At 47.5% G+C, this 20,609-nt stretch carries 13 protein-coding genes and 1 pseudogene; 7 read left to right on the top strand and 7 right to left on the bottom strand.

Annotation, left to right across the window (positions count from 1 at the left end; genetic code table 11):
• Window positions 1-3: 3 nt before the first annotated feature.
• From cmk to CI959_RS03985, 5 genes and pseudogenes are all read left to right on the top strand, one after another.
• Window positions 4-693, top strand: a complete 690-nt coding sequence (cmk, locus tag CI959_RS04005) for a (d)CMP kinase (RefSeq protein ID WP_057316726.1) — start codon at window positions 4-6, stop codon at window positions 691-693.
• 184 nt (window positions 694-877) lie between these two features.
• Window positions 878-1,750: a 4-hydroxy-3-methylbut-2-enyl diphosphate reductase gene (locus tag CI959_RS04000; protein ID WP_057316728.1), complete on the top strand. Its 873-nt coding sequence runs from the start codon at window positions 878-880 to the stop codon at window positions 1,748-1,750.
• A 97-nt stretch (window positions 1,751-1,847) separates the two neighbouring features.
• Window positions 1,848-2,828 (top strand): 6-phosphofructokinase, encoded by a 981-nt coding sequence (gene pfkA / locus CI959_RS03995; protein ID WP_005858904.1) that lies wholly within the window; start codon window positions 1,848-1,850, stop codon window positions 2,826-2,828.
• Between the two features lie 81 nt (window positions 2,829-2,909).
• Window positions 2,910-4,661: pseudogene (locus CI959_RS03990) on the top strand (DUF6057 family protein).
• A gap of 3 nt (window positions 4,662-4,664) precedes the next feature.
• Complete coding sequence (locus tag CI959_RS03985) at window positions 4,665-6,137, top strand: PD40 domain-containing protein (RefSeq protein ID WP_057316730.1); 1,473 nt, start codon at window positions 4,665-4,667, stop codon at window positions 6,135-6,137.
• Window positions 6,138-6,180: 43 nt separating this feature from the next.
• Here CI959_RS03985 and meaB read toward each other — a convergent pair whose 3' ends face one another.
• The 6 genes from meaB to CI959_RS03955 form a co-directional block, all read right to left on the bottom strand.
• Window positions 6,181-7,278, bottom strand: coding sequence for a methylmalonyl Co-A mutase-associated GTPase MeaB (gene meaB, locus CI959_RS03980; RefSeq protein WP_005867941.1), 1,098 nt, complete (start codon window positions 7,276-7,278; stop codon window positions 6,181-6,183).
• 12 nt (window positions 7,279-7,290) lie between these two features.
• Window positions 7,291-8,400, bottom strand: a complete 1,110-nt coding sequence (locus tag CI959_RS03975; protein ID WP_005867942.1) for a DUF1573 domain-containing protein — start codon at window positions 8,398-8,400, stop codon at window positions 7,291-7,293.
• 27 nt (window positions 8,401-8,427) lie between these two features.
• Window positions 8,428-8,805: a DUF1573 domain-containing protein gene (locus CI959_RS03970; RefSeq protein ID WP_005858893.1), complete on the bottom strand. Its 378-nt coding sequence runs from the start codon at window positions 8,803-8,805 to the stop codon at window positions 8,428-8,430.
• Between the two features lie 192 nt (window positions 8,806-8,997).
• Complete coding sequence (locus tag CI959_RS03965; protein ID WP_057316731.1) at window positions 8,998-14,679, bottom strand: alpha-2-macroglobulin; 5,682 nt, start codon at window positions 14,677-14,679, stop codon at window positions 8,998-9,000.
• An 87-nt stretch (window positions 14,680-14,766) separates the two neighbouring features.
• Complete coding sequence (locus CI959_RS03960) at window positions 14,767-15,264, bottom strand: dihydrofolate reductase (protein ID WP_005858889.1); 498 nt, start codon at window positions 15,262-15,264, stop codon at window positions 14,767-14,769.
• A 75-nt stretch (window positions 15,265-15,339) separates the two neighbouring features.
• On the bottom strand, window positions 15,340-16,134 hold the full coding sequence (locus CI959_RS03955; protein ID WP_005858887.1) for a thymidylate synthase: 795 nt from the start codon (window positions 16,132-16,134) through the stop codon (window positions 15,340-15,342).
• Window positions 16,135-16,527: 393 nt separating this feature from the next.
• Between CI959_RS03955 and CI959_RS03950 the strand changes: the two genes are divergently transcribed.
• Both CI959_RS03950 and CI959_RS03945 read left to right on the top strand, forming a co-directional pair.
• Window positions 16,528-17,676 carry an aldose epimerase family protein gene (locus CI959_RS03950; RefSeq protein ID WP_008779357.1) on the top strand — a complete coding sequence of 383 codons (1,149 nt, stop codon included), beginning with the start codon at window positions 16,528-16,530 and terminating at the stop codon, window positions 17,674-17,676.
• A 540-nt stretch (window positions 17,677-18,216) separates the two neighbouring features.
• On the top strand, window positions 18,217-18,585 hold the full coding sequence (locus CI959_RS03945; RefSeq protein ID WP_005858880.1) for a hypothetical protein: 369 nt from the start codon (window positions 18,217-18,219) through the stop codon (window positions 18,583-18,585).
• Here the strand turns inward: CI959_RS03945 and CI959_RS03940 are convergent.
• A complete protein-coding gene (locus CI959_RS03940; RefSeq protein WP_008779358.1) occupies window positions 18,577-20,553 on the bottom strand; it encodes an OmpA family protein in 1,977 nt (658 codons plus the stop codon). The two genes, CI959_RS03945 and CI959_RS03940, sit on opposite strands and share 9 nt — an antisense overlap.
• Window positions 20,554-20,609: the final 56 nt, after the last annotated feature.

Raw genomic sequence — 20,609 nt, 5'->3', positions numbered from 1 at the left:
TATATGAAGAAAATAGTTATCGCTATAGACGGCCACTCTTCCAGTGGCAAAAGCACCATGGCTAAAGATCTTGCCAAGGAGATTGGATATACGTATATCGATACGGGTGCCATGTATCGGGCCGTGACTTTGTATTGCATCCAGCATGGATTTTTTGAGGGAGAGAAGATTCAGGAGGAAGAGCTGAAGGCTTCTATCCATGATATCGATATTTCATTTCGTTTGAACGCGGAGACCGGCCGGCCGGATACCTATTTGAACGGTGTGAATGTAGAGAAAGAGATCCGTGGTATGGAAGTGGCGGATAAAGTGAGTCCGGTAGCCACTCTAGGCTTTGTGCGCCGTGCGTTGGTCGCTAAGCAACAAGAGATGGGAAAGGCGAAAGGCATCGTGATGGATGGCCGTGATATCGGTACGGTCGTATTCCCGGATGCGGAGTTGAAGCTTTTCGTGACGGCCTCGCCGGAGGTACGTGCCAAGCGCCGGGTCGATGAGCTGGAGGCGAAGGGGATCCCCGCTTCTTACGAGGAAGTGCTGGAGAATGTGAAGAAGCGGGATTATATAGATTCAACCCGGGAGGAAAGTCCTTTGAGACAAGCTGATGATGCCTTGGTATTGGATAATTCCCATATGACCTTGGAAGAGCAAAAGGCTTGGTTGCTGGAACAATATCATAAAGCGATCGGTTCATAAACGAGTGCTTGGAGTTTCCTATAAAGAAAACTTTTGTCTCTTCGAATGAAAACTATAGTTTCGTTACTAGGAAACAAAAGTTTCTCTTAGGGAAAACTCTAGTTTTGTTATGAAGAAACTATAGTTTCTTGTGATTGAAAATTAAGAAAACTGTAAGTGCTTGTTTGTTAATGATATTATAGATATGATAGAAGTCGAGATAGATAAAGATTCCGGATTCTGTTTTGGGGTTGTCACCGCCATAGAGAGCGCTGAGCGGGAGCTGGGAAATACGGATACGCTGTATTGCCTAGGCGATATCGTTCATAACAGTTTGGAGGTGGAGCGGTTGGAGCATATGGGGCTGCATACGATCGATCATGATGGCCTTTCAAGGTTGAGAGACCGGAAGGTGTTGCTCCGGGCGCATGGCGAGCCACCTTCTACCTATGCTTTAGCGAAGCGAAACAATATCACGATTATAGACGCTACTTGCCCGGTTGTCTTGCGTTTGCAGCGCAAGATCCATAAATGTTATCAAGAGACCCGGGCGAATAACACCCAGTTGGTTATCTATGGGAAGAAAGGCCATGCGGAGGTGAATGGCTTGGTGGGGCAGACGGAGGGCACGGCGATTGTCATCGAGAAAATAGAAGACCTCGATCGTCTGGACTTTACCCGTGCGATCAGCCTGTTTTCCCAAACCACGAAGTCCTTGGATGGATTTAAGGCGGTAGTGGCGGAGATCAAGCTGCGGATGGCGGAAGGGGTGGAGTTTAATTATTACGATACGATTTGCCGTCAGGTGGCGAATCGTCTTCCGAATATAAAAGCGTTCGCCTCCAGCCACGATTGGGTCTATTTTGTGGCTGGTCGTAAAAGTTCCAACGGGAAGATGCTGTTCGAGGAGTGCCGGAAAGCGAACCCGAATACGCTCTTTATTTCCGAGGTATCAGAGATTACCGAACCTTTGCCCGAGGGCGTGCGCCGAGTCGGGGTTTGCGGCGCTACATCCACTCCCAAGTGGTTGATGGAGGAAGTGGCGGTCCGGATCAAGGAATTGAACGCTTCAGAATGATATTTTGATTAAGATTACGTGAACTTTCCGGGAGAAAGACAGAAGGATAACTAAATATTTACTACTTTTGCCGGAGAACATTAAAATCAATGACGCTATGTCTACAGTAAAGTGTGTTGGTATTTTAACGTCCGGAGGTGATGCCCCGGGAATGAACGCCGCTATTCGTGCGGTAACACGTTCCGCTATTTATAACGGAATGAGAGTGAAAGGTATTTACCGTGGTTACAAAGGGTTGATCCTGGATGAGATTGAAGAGTTTAAGACACAAAATGTCAGTAATATAATTCAGCGCGGCGGAACAATCCTTAAGACCGCCCGTTGCGTGGAGTTCAAGACTCCCGAGGGACGAAAACAGGCCTATGATAAGTTGCAAGAGCATGGGATCGATGCCTTGATCGCTATCGGTGGTGACGGAACGTTGACGGGAGCGCGTATTTTCGCTCAGGAGTTTAATTTCCCGATCGTAGGATTGCCGGGTACGATTGATAATGACTTGTATGGCACGGATACGACGATCGGTTATGATACGGCCTTGAACACGATCATGGAATGCGTGGATAAGATCCGTGATACGGCTACCTCGCATGATCGTCTGTTCTTTGTGGAGGTTATGGGGCGCGACGCGGGTTTCTTGGCGTTGAACGGAGCGATCGCTTCTGGCGCCGAAGCCGCTATTATCCCGGAAATCTCCTTGGAGAAAGACCAATTGGCCGAGATGATCGAGAATGGATTCCGTAAGTCCAAGAACAGTAGTATCGTATTGGTTGCCGAAAGTGAGGTAACCGGTGGCGCTATGGGTGTCGCTGAGCGTGTGAAGAAGGAATATCCGCAGTTCGACGTGCGTGTCTCTATTTTAGGTCACTTGCAGCGTGGTGGTTCTCCTACGGCACAAGACCGGATCTTGGCGACTCGTATGGGTGTGGCCGCGATCGATGCCTTGTTGGATGACCAGCGTAACGTGATGATGGGTATCCAGAACGACCAGATCGTCTATGTACCGTTCTCTAAAGCGATCAAGAATGATAAGCCTATTAACCGGGATTTGTTGAACACGCTCCGTGTTTCTTCAATCTAAATAAGGCATATATTTATACGAATAGGAACCCGGATGTAGCGATTGCGTACATCCGGGTTTTTATTTGAAGAACCTGATATCATGAAGAAGTATAGCGGCGTGGCCTTGCATGTAATCGTATTTGTCTTTCTGTTTATCTTCTTGAGGATATTCAGTGAGTACCACTTTTATTGTGTCGAGCAGAACCAGTTATTCCAGTTGACTCCCATTTTTATTATCGATAAGTTAATGCAACCGGGAGGTTTAGCGATGGTTCTTTCCGGTTGTTTGGTGCAGTTCTTCATTCTCCCGAATGTGGGAGCTATGATAACGGCGGCCCTGCTGACAGGCCTAGGGGCCTTGTTCTGGGCGATCTTGAGGCGGATCGATCCGCGAAGCCATGGTATTTTATGGGCTTGGCTTCCCGTCCTATCCTTGTTGTTTGTGCAATGGGATTTTAATTACAGGTTTCAAGGAACGGTAGCCTTCGGTATGATGCTGCTTGCTTTATATCTCGTTTTAGGGATAAGGAATTTCATACCTCGTTTGATAGCAAGTCTGTTTGCCTCCCTGTTACTCTTTGAGTTGGCCGGGCCGGTCTCTTTGTTGTTTGCCTTGTCCATGATGGGATACGAGGCCATGAGCCGGACGCCCCGTTGATATTATTCCGTGATTTTACCGATGATCGTGTTGATCTTGGGTGAATTATGTGTGCGTTACTCGGTGATCGGAGAATATCGCTTTGTCTTTTTACCGGATAGTTATTATTATTTCCGTTTGGTGCCGGATAAGGTAATTTATTTCTCATGGATCGCTTTCTATGCGGCGCTGGTTGTAACCTGCCTCTGTAAAAACAAGGAATCATGGGCTGGTAAAAAGCGTCTAGCGCTGGGAATCTCCCAATTCATTATCTTAGGGCTTATCTTCTGGAAAGGCTTCGATCTATATGGCGAACAGAAATCATACCGCTTGAAGATGATGGACTATTTTACCCGGACAGAGCAATGGGACCGGATCTTGGTATCATGCAAGGAACCGACCACTAATCAACTCTATTTATGTTACCAAAATATGGCTTTGGCCCGGAAAGGTATTCTGGCGGATGAGGCGTTTAAGTACACGCAGCACGGGCCTCGTGGATTAATGGTGGCATGGAATAAATCGACTACCATATCCGCCTTGCTGAGTGATGTTTATTTTACGATGGGAAATGTCGCCGCGGCTCAAGAGATGGCTTTCGAGAGTAATATCGGCGCTTTATGTGATGGAAATCCCCGCATGACGCAACGTTTGGTGCAAACGAACTTGATTTATGGAGCCTATCCGGTCGCGGAGAAATATATCGCTGTCTTAGAGAATACTTTCTATTATAAGGATTGGGCCAAAGCGCAGCGGAAATTCCTGTATAATGATGAGGCGGTCGAGACAGATCCTCTATTGGGGAATATGCGCAGGAACCTGCTAGCTGAGAATCATCTGATCCAGATGGATGGATTCGACACGGACTTGATTCGCTTGGCGGAGCAGAATCCTTCCAATAAAGCCGCTTTCCACTATGCCGGCGTATTCTATCTTTTAGCAAAAGATGTGATGCGCTTTAAGACGTTGGTAGAAACCTATTACGGAACGGATTTACTCCCTTCTTTACCGGTCTCTTTTCAAGAGGCGGTCATCATCCTATCGGAGAAAGATCCGGATTACTGGAAACGTTTCGGTGTCTCGGAATCTATCGTAGGGCGATTCACCGATTATAAGAGGCAAGTGCTCGCTGGGCGGAATAATAGTAATGCGCTGCCCGGTTTGATGTATCGCTCTTATGGCGATACCTATTGGTATTATTATATGTTTAAATAGGAGATGAGAAAAATGTATATAATAAGATGTATATGTCTGTGGATGATTCTGGGCTTGATGGCTTGTTCCGGTCCGGTCCGTATACAGAAGAATCTGGAAGTCAAGCCGGAGATCTTTCCGGATTATGCGGATGTGACAATCCCGCCGAATATAGCTCCCTTGAATTTTAAGCTGAAAGACGCTTGCGTTGAGGCCCGTGCCATTCTCGAATGTGGCCCGGAGAAATTAGAGATCAAGACCGGGAAAGACGCTTGTTTCGTGATCCCGGCCTCCGGTTGGAAAAGGCTGTTGCGTGCCGCTTCCGGGAATCATCTGAATGTAACCGTACAAGCCTTCGTGAATGATGAATGGATCGCGTATGCCCCATTCACCATCAAGGTGGCGAAGGAGCCGGTCGATGGTTGGCTGGCTTACCGTTTAATCGAGCCGGGCTATGAGCTGTGGAACCGTATGGGTATCTATCAACGTAACTTGGAAAATTATACGGAGAACGCGATCATCGAAAATAAGATGAGCGGCAATAACTGTATGAACTGCCATTCTTTCTGTATGCAGAATCCGGAGAAAATGCTTTTCCATATGCGTGAGACCTACTCTTGTACCTTATTGATCGATGGAGATAGGGTGGAGAAGCTGAATACGAAGACCGATCAGACCCTTTCTCCGCTAGTCTATCCTTCTTGGCATCCTTCCGGAAAATATGTCGCTTTCTCTGTGAATAAAACCAAGCAAGCGTTTCATATGAACGATAGGAATCGGGTGGAGGTATTCGACTCGGCCTCGGATGTGGTCGTCTATGATACGCAAAAGCATGAGATCGTGACTTCTCCGCTGCTGTCTTCAGAGGGAGCGTTCGAGACTTTCCCTACATTTTCCCCGGATGGAAATACGCTCTATTTCTGTTCGGCTAAAGCCCGTACGATGCCCAAGGAATACGATCAAGTGAGATACGATCTATGCTCAGTCTCGTTCGATCCCGCTACACGTCGTTTCGGGACGGTAGTCGATACTTTGTATAAGGCATCGGAGATCGATAAAAGCGTTTCTTTTCCCCGGGTTTCCCCGGATGGAAAGTATTTGCTCTATACCTTGTCCGGTTATGGGAATTTCTCTATTTGGCATAAGGATGCCGATTTGTACATGATTGATTTATCGACTCTGCAAAGTTATCCATTGGAGGCGGCGAATAGCGACGATGTGGAAAGCTATCATTCATGGAGTAGCGATAGTCGTTGGATCGTGTTTAGCAGCCGGCGGATGGATGGTTTGTATACAAGACCGTTTATCGCTTATATCGATGAGAAAGGACAGGCTTGCAAACCTTTCCTGTTACCCCAGAAGGATACGGATTTTTATTTTCGCTTTATGAAATCCTACAATATACCTGAATTCATCACAGGAGAGGTAAAGAGACAAGGACGCACGTTGGCCGTGAAAGCGAAAGAAGATAAAGGAATTGATGTAAGGTTCAAGTGAAAAAGAGTGTCGCATGATCCGATCGTGCGACATTCTTATACTTTTATTTCGTAGCGATATGATCCAAGAATAAATCAATCATTCGTTTGGCTGCCACGAACGAGCTGATCTCGTTGTTCAAGACTTGCTTCTCTGTTTGTTCCAGCATGCCTTCTACCGCCGGGTTATGGTAGAACTTATCCCGCAGCGTGTCGTTGATGCTTTCGTACATCCAGTATTTAGCTTGCTCGTTACGTTTATAGTTGAAGTAGCCATTCTTTTTGGTGAACTCCATATACTCTCCGACCATATCCCATATTTCCTTGATACCTATGTTGTAATAACCGGAATAAGTCAATACTTTCGGGAACCAACCTGATTCCGAAGGTGGGAAAAGATGCAAAGCGTTCCGGAACTGAGCGGCGGCAAGATTCGCCTTATCGATATTGTCTCCATCCGCTTTATTGATAATAATACCGTCCGCCATTTCCATGATACCTCGCTTGATACCCTGCAATTCATCGCCGGTACCGGCAAGTTGGATCAATAGAAAGAAGTCCACCATAGAATGTACGGCCGTCTCGCTTTGTCCAACACCCACGGTCTCTACGAATACGGTGTCGAAACCGGCGGCCTCGCATAATACGATCGTCTCACGGGTCTTACGGGCGACCCCCCCTAAGGAGCCTGCGGATGGTGAAGGACGGATAAAGGCGTTTTTCTCTCTCGACAAGGCCTCCATACGAGTCTTATCTCCTAGGATACTACCTTTCGAGCGTTCGCTACTCGGGTCGATCGCTAGTACGGCAAGCTTACGCCCTTGGTTGATCAAGTGCATGCCGAAAGAGTCGATAGAGGTACTCTTTCCCGCTCCGGGAACACCCGTAATACCGATACGGACCGATTTTCCAGCGAAAGGCAAACATTTCTCTATAATCTCCTGCGCCACCTGTTGGTGCTCATGCTTAGAGCTTTCCACCAAGGTAACCGCTTGACTGAGTATCGTGATATTCCCTTTTAAGATACCTTCCACGAATTCGGAAGGCGTATATACCTTGCGTTGGGCACGCTTTTTTATATAAGGATTTACGGTAGGGACATCCGCAATGCCCTTATTCACTTTCAATCCCTTGTACTGATCATCGTTTTCTGGATGTTCCATATTAATAATTCATTATTTATATGCGGTGACCTTGATCAAGCGAATAGGCCCGTTCGGGTCGTTGCATACGACATTAATAAGTGCTTCAAGTTTTGTCTTTATCTCTTTCGGTCGCAAGGTTACTTTGAAAGTAGCGGTCGCTCCCGGTTTAAGTTCTTTCTTGCCGCCGGACAAATCGACACGCTCATCATCACAAGTGACGCTGTAGATCGTGAGCGGAGTCTTTCCGGCATTCGTAATCTCAAATGTACCCGATACTTTACCACCGATCAACGGAACGATGTTTTTCTTGTTCGGTAGCTTGCCGAATTCCAGTAAAGTGCCGGATAATTCCGCTATTGGGGCTTGGGCTTTATCCGCAGCGGATAGTTTGCTGAAATTATCGATCACGTTGGCGGAGATCTGGATCTCTCCGGATACTTCCTTCTTTCCGGCGTTCTGTACCATGACCGGCAAAAGCGTAGAGACTCGTCCTTTCCGCTTCAAGACCTTGGCATCCATAAGGATCGTAATGGCACCGACCTCGTCCGGTTGAAGGGTAGCCGGGTTCACCTGTACGTTAAGGTAGTGAGGTACTTTACCCAGATGAATCGTAGCCGAGGTCTTTCCCTCGTTCTTAATGTTGATCTTCTCGCCCAACGTTTCCTCCGGACGGATACTGCTGAATAGAACAGTCTTCGTATGCAGCTTCAGATCACCGATAGAATAAGGATACGTAAAGACCGGCTGCGAAGGTTTCGGGGTGACATTTCCTTTAATGGCTAGGCTGTAACTCCCTTTCTTTCCATTGCTGAATATCGATACGGTTTTATAAAACGGGCCGGGGCGTCCTTTCGGATTATACGTTATCTTAACTTCACCGGTCTTACCGGGAGCGATCGGCGACTTGGTCCATTCCGGCCGTGTACAACCGCATGACGCAGTAACACGGGTGATGACCAAAGGGGCGTCTCCCGTATTCTTTATCGTGAAAGTATGACTGGCGAATCCATCGGCCTCGGCTATTGTCCCGAAATTATAAGTCAACTCGTCCGACAAGATTTGGGCGCCTTGTTGTGCCCAAGCTGTCGTTATAGATATAATTGCTGTAAGAGCAAGGATCAACCTTTTTATATTCAGCATTCCAATTGGGGGTTTTTTACGTATTTCTTATTCAACCTCTCCCCGGATGTTCATGATGAAGCTTCCGGTTTTCCCGTTACTGTATACGGAAATGGTCTTCGTGAAAGGGCCCGGACGTCCTGCCGGATCGAAAGTAACCTTGATCTGGGCTTTCTTACCCGGAGCTACCGGTTCTTTCGGCCATTCCGGGGTCGTACATCCGCAAGACGCGATTACACGTGTAATGACCAGAGGCATATCGCCCGTATTGGATACTTCAAACGTATGGGATACTTTTCCGTCTGCTTCCTTGATGGTACCAAAATCGAAACTGGTTGTTTCTGCGGAAATAACTGCTTTCTTCTGAGCTGAAGCCATTCCTGTCGCTAACAGGATCGCCATGAAAATAAAAACTATTTGTTTCATCTTATCGTTTAGTTTTAATTCGAATTACAAAGATAGTCATTTCAATTGAAAGTTGAGAATTGAAAATTGAAAATTAGAGGAAGATAACGCTTCTTGCGATGCCCATTCTTACCTTCTTACGGTGCCCATTCTAACCTCCTTATACTGGGCATTGTAAGGAGGTTAGAACGGGCATTGTAAGAAAAGGCTTGTTTAGGGCATGATCCGCAAGCTTTCTCCGGCGGTGTGCGACACGAATTCCGGGGCGTACATACATTGAATCGTACTGATACCTCCGGCGTATTCGCCGCTACGGGATACGTAGACCGGATATTCCAAGACAAACGTACCTTCCGGCAGACGATTGATGAAGAAATTCTCGGACACGTCTTTCGGGGATCTGTAATACCAGATACCGTCTCTTGATTCCGGGCCGGAAAGTTGATCGGCCGGTTCGAAGCAGCCCGCACGTAGATCTTTCAAGAATACGTAATTCATTTCACGGTCTGTCCGGATCGTTAGCCGAACGATTACCTTGTCTCCGATGCGGAGCGGCTGCTCCGGTGTTACGGGGCGGATTTGGCGGTTGGTACCGTTATTGGTCTCGACGAATAATTTCTTCTCGACACTCAACACCCCTTTTTGTCCTTTTACCTTGTCGATCTCTTGGAAGTATTGCTCGTAAACAGCTCCCCATGCCGGAGTGTTTCCTTCCTTGCGGATCGAGAGCACGGGGTTGGCGGAACTATTTGCCGGCTCGTTCGGAAGTATCGTTTTGAGGTAACCGGTAGCGATTTCCCCTTCCGCGGTACTATAGGTCTTGCCGTCCCATGTCGCTACACAGGTGTTTTGCGTGTTCAGCCAATCGCTACCCGTGAGTAGCAAGGCGTAAATGGCGTTTACCGTGGCGGGTACGGATTCCCAGTTTTGTGTACGTTTCTGGTTTAGCAGCCATTGTTTCATCCGGTTTGTATGCTGGGTATCCGGTGCGATCTCGTTAAAGACGGACATTAATAAGCAATGCGTGTCGATCGGTGAGGTGAAATAATCACTCCCCCTGCGGTTGTTTGCCCAATACATACCTTTCTCCTCGGAGATCGTAGCGGTCTTCTTTAGCCATGTCAGGATCGCTGTCGATACCTCCTTTTTACCGTTTCGATGCATTAACAAGGCGATTTCGCCCTTACTGATTAAGGAATATTGATTCCAGTGCTTCTCCGCTTGATTCGTATAGAAACGGATCGCTTCCCGGGCGTCTCCCAGTTCCGGGATATCCCGGTAGGAACTGCGGACGAATAAGAACTCTACCTGCTCCGGCGAGGGCCATGCGTTTTGCCATTTCTTATCGTATTTCAGCAAGTTCTCATAATCCGTTTGCATACTTTTGTCCAAGAACTTGAGGGCCTTCATTTGCATCTCTTTCTCCGCTTGCCCATATTGGATCGCGTTTAGCTGTACAAGCTGTGACATACCTTTCAGGATAGAAAGAGTGATCGCACGGCTTGCGGGGAAACCTTTGAACCAGCTCCATCCACCCTCTTCGTTCTGTTGTTGGATCAGTTGTTGCAAGGCCGCTTCCCGTAATCCGTCCGCACGGTTTAGGTCGAACAATAAAGACAAGCGTTGTTTTTGCTCTGTCTCGTTATCGGCGGCTAGTACCCAAGGCGTCTCCTCCAAGAGTATGTTCTTCAGCTCTTGGTTCTTTTCCAAGTTTGAATAGAGAGTAGAGGCATTCCCTCCTTGAGCGGTCCATTGGTTGATCACTTTCTGGATGCGGGGATGGGCTTGGGCGATATAGGAAGCCAACGTATTGCTGTAATAAGCGGCAAACCAAGATAAGATATTATCATTGTTCGGCTGTGTGATCGTCGGTAATGCCTGTACCGCGTACCAAATCGGATTCCCGGTCATCTCCAGCGTGAGACGGAACGGTGTCGCTCCCTCCGAGTTCCCGGAGATACGGATTTGTTTCTCTCCTTCCTTGAGCAAATAGAACGGGGTACTTTCCGTGATAAGCAATTGATTGGAAAGAACCGGTACGATCTGCTGCTCCCCGTCGCTTCCCTTTTCAGAGTCGGCTAGGATACGTACGCCCAGCAGGCTGATCTGTTTGGGGACCGGGATTATCCAGCTTACAGTAGCGATGCTATCCGGTTGCAACTCAAACGGACGTTGTGACTTGCTCAAGCAGATAATCGGTTGGTCTGTAGCGGGATCGAATAGTTCGATGCGTACACGGCCGGATACCGCTTCCTTGGAATTGTTGATGACTTGCGTGCTGATGCTGACCTCATCCCCTTGGCGGACGAAACGAGGCAGATTCGGTAAAACCATCAAAGGCTTGCTGCTGATGACCTCTTTCGTTAACAGACCGTATTTCAGGTCTTGGGTGTTGGCCAATAGCTGTAGTTTCCAAGTCGTATTACTTTCCGGCAGGGTGAAATTTACGAATATGTCTCCTTCCTCGTTCGTTTGTAAGGTCGGGTAGAAGAAGGCGGTTTCCGCGAAGTTCTGCCGGATTTGCTCCGGACTTATCGGCTGGCTGCTCTCTTTGGCGAAAGGATCGGATAGGCTGAACACGGGTTCCCCTTCCGTAGATTCCACACTAGGCTCTTCTAACACGGCGCTGTCTTCCATGATGTTCATGGATTCCGCCACTACTGGGGCTGCCGCGGATTTCAACATGATACCTCCCGTGGCGAAAGCCCGGTTGCTGGAGCCGTATCCTCGTATGACAATCTCATTGAATAGACCGAACCAATTTAAACGGTCATACTGATATTGAGGTACTTTTATATACTTGGCCTCTGTCTGGTCATATTGATAACTACGCTGGAATCCGGCTCCGGTTGAGAAACGGGGAGCTTGTAGCAGGATCGTTCGCTGCGGGGAGAAATACCAATTGAACGGTATGATTTTATCTAGTGAGGCATCGTACATGCTGGCCAGTACCTCGGCGGATACGATCGTGGAGTCCGCGTCGGTGATACGGAATTTCCAGCTCTCTTTACTTCCCGGAAGTAAACGATCCCGGAAGGTTATCGGCTTGATGGTTAATTGCCGGTTGGGTAGCTGAAGCTCTACGGGTACTTGGGTAATATATAGCTCACCCTCTTTTACGAACGTAAAGGATACGATGATTCCCTCTCCATATTCCGGCTTGAACGGGATCTTAAACCGATGGTTCGCGTCGCTTAGCTTTATCAACTCGTGATGGATGCGGTTATTTCCGGCAAACCATTCATAGAGTACGTAGGCGTCCTTGTCGGAGGTGCCGAATACGATCTCCGCCTCCTCCCCGGGTAAACAAGTTGTCTTCTCTTTCAGCAGCCAAGTATGGGTAAATACGGGAGGACGCTTGTCGTTCTTTCCGTATAGGATGAAATCGGACTGGTTCTTACTCTGCCGTCCTTGGCTATCTTTGGCTTCTACTAAAATGCGATAACGTCCGGAGGGCAATGGGTTGAAAATAGCCGGACTGATCTCCTTGCCACTGGTAAAGCTACCGGAAGCTACTTGCTTGCCTTCTTTATAGCTCTCTCCGCTGTTCTTATCGGATCGGTTCGCGATCAGTTCTACGATCTTGAAAGTACCGGAGGTGGAAACCATCTCCCCATTGATTGTCCGGGCTTCGACTACGGCTTTTACCGAGTCTTTCTCGATTTGTGGCGGTAGGTTCGTGAATAAGACGATACTGGATTCTCCTACCGAGAAGGTGTAATTCGCCTCTTGGGTCTCTCCCTTGCTATCGGTTACGGTAGCCGATACCTCGTAGGTCTGGTATGCGGAAGCGTATGGATTCGGATCTTCCTCTTTTTGGGGACGGAAAGATACGTGGAATGTCCCATCGCCGGAAAGAGTGGCGCTACCTTCCGCTACCTGTGTCGGAGCGCTCGGACGGAAATACTTCCACAACAGGAAGGGCCTGCGTGTAATACGCCAAGTGACATCGCCGCTGGGCAGTGACACGCCGGAAAATGTAGCCGCCTTGCCTTGTATGGTAACGGAATCGCCGAAAGCGATATCGCCCTTGATCGGGAGGAAGTACGCTTGGAAAGTCGGGCGTTTGTATTCCTCTACATGAATATATACGCTCATCTGTCCGGTACTTAACCGGAAGACGCCGCTTAGGGTCTGTTTGGGGATGGAGAACTCGCCGTTAAAAGAACCGAAGTCATTAGTCGTGAATTTCTTCTGGGCTAGCTCTTTCCCGTTAGCGTCATACAAAGTCACCGTAAAAGTCTGTCCGGCCACGGCATGCGGGTCGTTCGAGTCTTTTACGTAGGCGAGACCTTTGAAGAAAATGGTTTGTCCCGGACGGTAAAGTCCACGGTCCGTAAAGATCGAGACTTCTACCGGGTTCTTTTCCGGTCTGCGACCGGAACCCATCGGGTAGATATTTGTCAACATAGCGTTGGTATCTCCCGGTCTGCTGGCTTGGAACGCCAATACTTGACTGTTCGCCGGAAGCGTGGCCAAGCCTTCCCGGTCTGTCTTGACGGTACCCAGTTCTTGCAAGCTACGACGCTGACCTCCGTAATAGGTAACGATAGCCCCATCAACAGGCTTCCCGCTAAGATAGTCGGTAACCATGACCTCTTGTTTATTACCGGAAAGATTACGATAGATCGCGGCCAATCGGGTTACGCTAACCGTATTGATCGTCTTTAGCTGTTGTCCGGGTACGGTTACGACACATTCATACAATCCCGGTTGATCCATAGATATATGTAAGGTCGTATTTTGCTGCGAATAGGTGTTGGGCAGTAGCAAAGAGAATGTCTTCTCATTTACGAGTTGTCCCAAGGTGCTGCCACTTGATTTTTTTGCGGATGTATGGGCTGCCGCTTGTAAAGGTGTTTTCGAGCTTCGATAGATTTGTACGATGACTTTCTGTACATTCTTATATTCCAGCTTGATCCCCAGTTGCTGTCCCGGATAAACCGTATTGTTTGTAGATGCGGATAAAGTAGGTTGTTCCAATTGCGCCAAGCGATTCTTTAAGATAGCCGTGCGAGGGTAACCGGAATACCGCTTGATACCCTCCTCGCATAGTTTCACCTCTTCCGCTTTGATAGAATCCCATTGGGTAGAGACGTAACGAAACATACTGCCGCTAACCAAATCCAATTTGGCGATTAAGATCTCGGCTGCATAGTTTTGAGAAGCTAAGTTCCTGTAAAGCTCATCCAATGCGTTCATGTAAGCCTCAAAAGACTCTTTATCCCTTTTATCCCCGTAAAGGAATCGTAGGTAATCCAATTCCGTAAGGAGGACCGATTTCATATTCGGCTCCTTATTTTGAAAGGCGATCAAGTCTTTATAGATCTGTACGGTCGGTTGGATGTCCAGTGCCCGGAAGGCAAGGAACTCATAGAGGGTCGGACGCAGGGTTTGCGAGTCCTTTCCGATCTCCAGAATATCCTTGAACTTGCTGACAGGCGTATTTTGCAATAAGGCCGTAGGTCGCAATGATAAATCGATCTCTTCCTTGATCTTATCCGTGAATAAGTTGGAAGTCCATACCCGGATATCCTCCGGGATATAACCGCTTAATTGGGTTCTTTGGTTGATGGTCCACTGGTTCCGTTGGTAGTAATTCTGATACATCTCCGCCAGCATGGAATGTAATACCGCCACGGAAGCCGAGTCGGCGCAACTGTTGGTGTAATTCTCCACCTCCTTGATCAGTTCCGGGAACTGATCATCGTTTACCTCCATCTGTTCTTTCATTTTAAGGATAAGATTCTTGATCACCATAGGGGTATTCTTATCGTTTATAGCTTGCGTGATAACAGAACTTTTTTGTTGAGGCTGGGCGGCCCGGCTATACATAATAACCGCCGAGATGCCGCAAAGTATCAGGGCAGATAAAATAATTGCTCTTATCTTCATATCTTTTGGGTTTTATAAGTTTAACAATAAACCTTTCCTATATAGATACAAAGAAAGAGCAAAAAGTTGTAAAACGTACGTTAATGTTTATTTTTTGCGCACGTAGGTGATGTAGGTGTAGGGGTAAGGGTTCTTCTCGTCTGCGGGATACTCCTCACGTTCAGTCTCTTCCCAAAGGTCCCAGTTTACGACGGGAAAGAACGAGGTAGCGTCGGGAAACTCATGATGGATGCGGGTAATATACATTTTGTCGGCTATTCTCAAAGCCTGTCTGTAGACCAACGCGCCGCCAATGATGAATATCTCGTCCTCTTTCTCACATAAATCCAGAGCGGCCCCCATAGACTCGCAAGCGAAACAATTCACGAAACCAGCTTCGGGCATAGTCGTCAATACGACATTCTTCCGATTGGGCAGTGGCGCTACAGGGAGAGACTCGAATGTCTTACGTCCCATGATTACCGCATGTCCCGTGGTTAATTCCTTGAAACGCTTCATGTCTGAAGGCATGTGACATAATAATTGCTGATTCTTTCCGATCGCGCTTTTATCTGCGATTGCTGCGATGATAGAAATTGTACTCATAGACTTATTGATTTATGATTTGTAATTTATGATTTATGAATTAACTGTCAACTGTCCATCGTCAACTGCCAATTCTCAGACGGCCACTTCTCCCTTGATGTGGGGATGTGGGTCGTATCCGGTCAAATTGAAATCCTCGAACTTAAAATCGAAGATGCTCTTTACGTCCGGGTTGATCTCCATACGGGGCAACGCACGTGGCTCACGTGTCAATTGTAACTTAACTTGCTCCAAATGGTTGCTGTAGATATGGGCGTCTCCCAACGTATGAACAAAATCTCCCGCTTTAAGGCCGGTAGCTTGTGCCATCATTTGTAATAACAAGGCATAGGAGGCAATGTTGAACGGAACGCCAAGGAAAATATCCGCGCTACGTTGATACAATTGTAGGCTCAACCGTCCGTTCGCCACGTAAAACTGGAAGAAAGCGTGGCAAGGAGGCAGGTTCATGTTGTCTAAGTCCGCCACGTTCCATGCGCTTACAATGATTCGTCGTGAATCCGGGTTATGCTTGATCGTCTCCACGGCCTCGGTGATCTGGTCGATAGATCCTCCTTTATAATCCGGCCATGACCGCCATTGGTAACCGTATATATGCCCAAGGCTACCATCCGCGTCGGCCCACTCGTTCCAGATGCGTACGCCATGATCTTGCAGATATTTTACGTTGGTATCTCCATTCAGGAACCATAACAATTCGTAGATGATAGACTTCAGATGCAGCTTCTTGGTAGTGAGTAGCGGGAATCCCTCTTCCAGATTGAACCGCATCTGATGACCGAATACGCTGATCGTTCCCGTACCCGTCCGGTCTTCTTTTCTAACTCCCTCGGTAAGCACTCTATTGAGCAGCTCTAAATATTGTTTCATTACTCACTTATTACAATAGTGTGCAAATGTACAAAAGTGAATCGTATTATACTAGAATAACGGGTCAAAATATGAAATCGGTTGAGGATTCAAACGGTTTCTTCCTGTATCCTTGGCTGTTTCTTCGGGAGGTATTAGGGGATTTGTATGAAGGTCTAGCATATTTATCAGCTGTTGGACGATCATCTACCAACTGTTGCATGATCTTCCAACGGCTGTTGCATGATCATCTACCAATTGGTGGATGATTAAGATGTCAAGAGGAAGAGTGTAGTACTTCGGGAGGAAATCGGTAAGGATTCCCGAGAAAATGCGTAAGGATATTGGACCTCATGTGGATAGAATGCGTATCTTTGCCCGAAGAATAACATTTATTAATTTTAAAGGAAAGAGATGAAAAAACTTTGTTTTGCGGTCATGGCAATGTGTATGTTATTGTCATGCGGAGGTAAGAATGAGAAGGGGGCGGCTACGGAAGAGGCCACTCTTTCTGGTTTGATGAAGTCGGATTTTGTATCTGAGGTAGATGGTAAGCCGACTGCTTTGTATGTGTTGAAGAATAAGAAAGGGGCTGAGGCTTGCGTAACGAATTGGGGCGGACGCTTGGTTTCCGTGATGGTACCTGATAAGAACGGTAAGATGACGGATGTTGTGCTTGGGTATGATAATATCGCGCAATACGTGGCGAACCCGGACATGAATTATGGTGCCTTGATCGGACGTTATGGCAACCGTATCGCGAATGGTAAGTTTACGTTGGACGGAACGGAGTATCAACTTCCGCAGAATAATAACGGGCATTGCTTGCATGGAGGTCCGAAAGGATATCACGCGGTAGTTTGGGACGCGAAACAGATCGATGACCAAACCTTGGAGTTGACTTATCTATCGAAAGACGGTGAGGCAGGTTTCCCCGGTAATCTGGATATCAAGGTGATCTATAAGCTGACGGATGATAACGCCGTTGATATTAAATACGAGGCGACGACGGATAAACCTACTGTCGTGAATTTGACGAACCATAGTTATTTTAATCTTTCCGGTGTTCCCGGCTCGCAAATCATGGATCATACGATCATGATCGACGCGGATACATATAATCCGGTGGACGAGACTTTGATCCCGACCGGTATCGAACCCGTGGAAGGCACGCCGATGGATCTTCGCAAATCGGTAGTGGTAGGCGCTGATATCGACAATCCGTTTACGCAATTGGTTTATGGTGGTGGTTACGATCATAACTGGATTTTGAACGCCGCCGGCGATATCAATAAGGTAGCCGCTAAAGTTGTATCTCCGACAAGCGGTATCGTTATGGAAGTTTACACCAACGAGCCGGGTCTTCAATTCTATGCCGGCAACTCAATGACGAAAGCGGGTGATAAAGGCAAGTTAGGTGTGGTTTACCCACATCGTGGCGCTCTATGTCTGGAGACTCAACATTACCCGGATAGCCCGAACCAACCTTCTTTCCCGAGTGTCATCCTACGTCCGGGCGAGAAATATACGAGTGAGTGTATTTATAAGTTCTCGGTAGAGTAAATAAGGAAGAAAGTTCCGGATTTGGAAATATCCAAATAATGGTGGAGGCGCATATACATTGAATAGTATGTATATGCGCTTCTCTTTTTTACTCACGGAAGCATCTTGTTTATAGTGGAAGAATTTATCGCTAGAGAGTATACGCTATCTTTTCCCAATAGATTTTAAAAGAGAAAAATAAATCCATATGATGTATGAGAAAAAGCGTTATATTTGTATCGATAAAGTAAACTCTTGTGGAAATTCAAGGGTTTATGAATCAAAGTGTGATTACGATAAGCGTTTAAGATATTATCTTTGGAACTGAAAATCGCCAAGTTTCAAGTCGGACAGAGATAATAGGCAACTAAACGCTCACGCTTGTTATATATACTGCCTAATAGTATACGTAATAAGGCGTGGGCTGTTGTTTATTATTTGTCCGATGGGTGTTTGGCGATGCCTCAGTTTCGAATAGTAGATTAACAGTTCCCACGCTTCTTTTTTGTAGCATATAGAAATACCGAACAAGGTGAACGGTCCGGTTTGAGGGAAACGTATATGGAGGTAATTAAAAAGCAACGTTTGGCTGTCTGTCGTATATTATTGGATGTAGTGGAAGGTGCGTGTGAGGTCCGTGATCCGGATCTGATCATGCGGACTCGTCATTATCCGGCACTTCAAAGGGAGATGTGTTTTGCGGATCGGGATTGGGAAGAAGCGAGAGATTTGAGTGTACTTGCCTGCTTGGTACTATCCAAGGAATTGCATTATAAGGTTAAGATGATGATCGGTTTGGTAGCTCATGACTTGTATTCAAGGGAGTCCTCGGTCTCTTATCAGCAACGCCTGTCCTTCGATGTGCTGATGAGTGCGATCGATTGGCCGGTCTCTTTTAAGGAGATCACGCTCTTTGCTCCCTCAAAATAAGTTATAGTTTGTACGTAAGACCTTGAATTCCGTTCTGCGGTTGATCTGGTCGGCGATCTCTTGCTGTTCCGGCGGCAGGGCAAGGATGAATTCCTCGGTAAGCACATCGCCTTCTTTCAAGAAATCGAATTGTTTAGCCATCTTCTTGTTGATCGTCTTGGGAACGCTTTCTCCATATCCTTTCGCTTCCAGACGAGCCGCCTCGATACCTCCCGCTATTAGGTAATCCACGACCGATTGCGCACGGCGTTGAGCCAAACGCTCGTTATACTGGTCCGTACCTTTCCGGTCCGTGTGGGCACCCAGTTCGATCGTTACGTTCGGGTTATCGTTCAGCATCTTGATCATCTCGTCCAAAGCTTTCTTGGATTCCGGACGAAGGGTCGCTTTATCGAAATCGTAGAAAATGTTATCGATAACAACCGGCTTGCTGATCGGAGAGAGGAAGAAATCCACGATATATGTCTCGTTTTTCTCCTCGGGGCCGGTATGCAATTCATAATTCTGGTTGAGGTAACCACGGGCGCTGGCCATCATGACATAACGGATGTCCCGTTCCAACTCGACACGATAGGTACCGTCTTTCTTGACCGGGACTTTCACGTTCAGTCCGTCTTTTCCGACGATGCGTACGGTAGCGTCCTCGATCGGATATTCATCGACATCGTTTACGATTCCTTCGATGAAGATGGTGATCGTCGGCAGTTCAAAGGAATAGATATGGTCATAGCCCCGTGCGTCGTTGCGGTTGGAGCAGAAGAAGCCCCGTTCCTCTTTTCCGGCGAAGGTGATACCGAAATCGTCTCCCATAGAATTGATGGGGGCTCCTAGGTTCTCGACATTCCACTTCCCCGTACTGTCTTGCGTGGCCTTGAACAGATCGAGACCGCCCATTCCCGGATGCCCGTTGGACGCGAAATAAAGGGTGACGGAATCCCGGACATACGGGAACATCTCGTCTCCCGGCGTGTTGATCTCTTCTCCTAGGTTCTCCATCGGGCCGAAATCGTTTCCCGCTACCCGGGCACGGAAAATATCCTTGCCGCCGAAACCGCCTACGGCGTCGGATACAAAATACAAGTATTTGCCGTCCGGCGAGATGGAGGGATGGCCGAGGGCGGTAACCGAGTCTTTTACGATTGTCGCACGGGTTCCTTTTCCCCATTTGGCGCTGCTTCGGGTAGATATGTAAATCTCGGCGGTACGAGGGCCTTCCGGATCTTGGGCGCAATAGGTATAATACATCGTGTTTCCATCGGGGGAGAAAGAGGGGGTTCCTTCGTCGTATTCCGTATTCACCTCGTCTTCGAGCTCTACGGGAGCCAGCCAAGCCCCTTTCTCGTCTTGCTTGACAAGGAAGAGGTTATTGTTATTTTGCCCGGTGATGGCGCTGACTTTCGCGTCCTTGTCTTTCGAGCGGGAGGAGGCGAAGTATAGTTGGTCGTATTTATCTCCGGCCAGCATCGGACTGAATTCTCCTCGGCGAGAATTGAATTTGTCCATGCGCCTTACCTCGTAGCGGGTAGGGTTCTTTTTCCATCCGGGAGCCAGCTCGCATCCTTGTATGCCGTTGATGGCTAATAAATTGCTAGGATCGTTCTCCATATAGATATCGTAGTTCTTGATCGCTTCCGGATAACGTCCGGTCTTCTGTAACATCTGTCCCATGCGTAGGTAGACGGTACTATCGGGGTAATCATAGCGGATGGCGTTCATATAGGCACTAGTCGCTTTCGCCGTATTATTGATCAACCGGTTACATTCGGCCATACGGTAAGCGATATAGCCGCGCAAATCCCTTTTCTTCGGGGATGTTTTCGTGTAAACTTTACGATAAATGGCGGCTGCCTCATAGTATTCCCCGATACGCTGCTTCTCCTCGGCATCGCTCAACTTCGCCGATTTGCAGGAATACAAGGAAGATACGATAAGCAAAAATAAAACATATATAGTAAAATGCGCTTTCATTCAATCTGGAATATATTCGTGCAAATATAACGAATTGTATGGGATCTTATTGTATG

It is taken from the genome of Parabacteroides sp. AT13 (genome assembly GCF_002272965.1).
GTDB classification, from domain to species: domain Bacteria; phylum Bacteroidota; class Bacteroidia; order Bacteroidales; family Tannerellaceae; genus Parabacteroides; species Parabacteroides distasonis.
The sequence above is the reverse complement of the archived record's forward strand: the minus strand, read 5'-3'. Positions and strand labels throughout refer to the sequence as shown.

What these genes read in the sequence shown, in the direction of transcription:
- CI959_RS03985 (WP_057316730.1), top strand. Translation starts at nt 4,665, where the DNA reads ATGAGAAAAATGTATATAATAAGATGTATATGTCTGTGGATGATTCTG.
- CI959_RS03955 (WP_005858887.1), bottom strand. Translation starts at nt 16,134, where the DNA reads ATGAAACAATATTTAGAGCTGCTCAATAGAGTGCTTACCGAGGGAGTT.
- CI959_RS03960 (WP_005858889.1), bottom strand. Translation starts at nt 15,264, where the DNA reads ATGAGTACAATTTCTATCATCGCAGCAATCGCAGATAAAAGCGCGATC.
- CI959_RS03975 (WP_005867942.1), bottom strand. Translation starts at nt 8,400, where the DNA reads ATGCTGAATATAAAAAGGTTGATCCTTGCTCTTACAGCAATTATATCT.
- CI959_RS03945 (WP_005858880.1), top strand. Translation starts at nt 18,217, where the DNA reads ATGGAGGTAATTAAAAAGCAACGTTTGGCTGTCTGTCGTATATTATTG.
- CI959_RS04000 (WP_057316728.1), top strand. Translation starts at nt 878, where the DNA reads ATGATAGAAGTCGAGATAGATAAAGATTCCGGATTCTGTTTTGGGGTT.
- CI959_RS03965 (WP_057316731.1), bottom strand. Translation starts at nt 14,679, where the DNA reads ATGAAGATAAGAGCAATTATTTTATCTGCCCTGATACTTTGCGGCATC.
- CI959_RS03940 (WP_008779358.1), bottom strand. Translation starts at nt 20,553, where the DNA reads ATGAAAGCGCATTTTACTATATATGTTTTATTTTTGCTTATCGTATCT.
- pfkA (WP_005858904.1), top strand. Translation starts at nt 1,848, where the DNA reads ATGTCTACAGTAAAGTGTGTTGGTATTTTAACGTCCGGAGGTGATGCC.
- cmk (WP_057316726.1), top strand. Translation starts at nt 4, where the DNA reads ATGAAGAAAATAGTTATCGCTATAGACGGCCACTCTTCCAGTGGCAAA.
- meaB (WP_005867941.1), bottom strand. Translation starts at nt 7,278, where the DNA reads ATGGAACATCCAGAAAACGATGATCAGTACAAGGGATTGAAAGTGAAT.
- CI959_RS03950 (WP_008779357.1), top strand. Translation starts at nt 16,528, where the DNA reads ATGAAAAAACTTTGTTTTGCGGTCATGGCAATGTGTATGTTATTGTCA.
- CI959_RS03970 (WP_005858893.1), bottom strand. Translation starts at nt 8,805, where the DNA reads ATGAAACAAATAGTTTTTATTTTCATGGCGATCCTGTTAGCGACAGGA.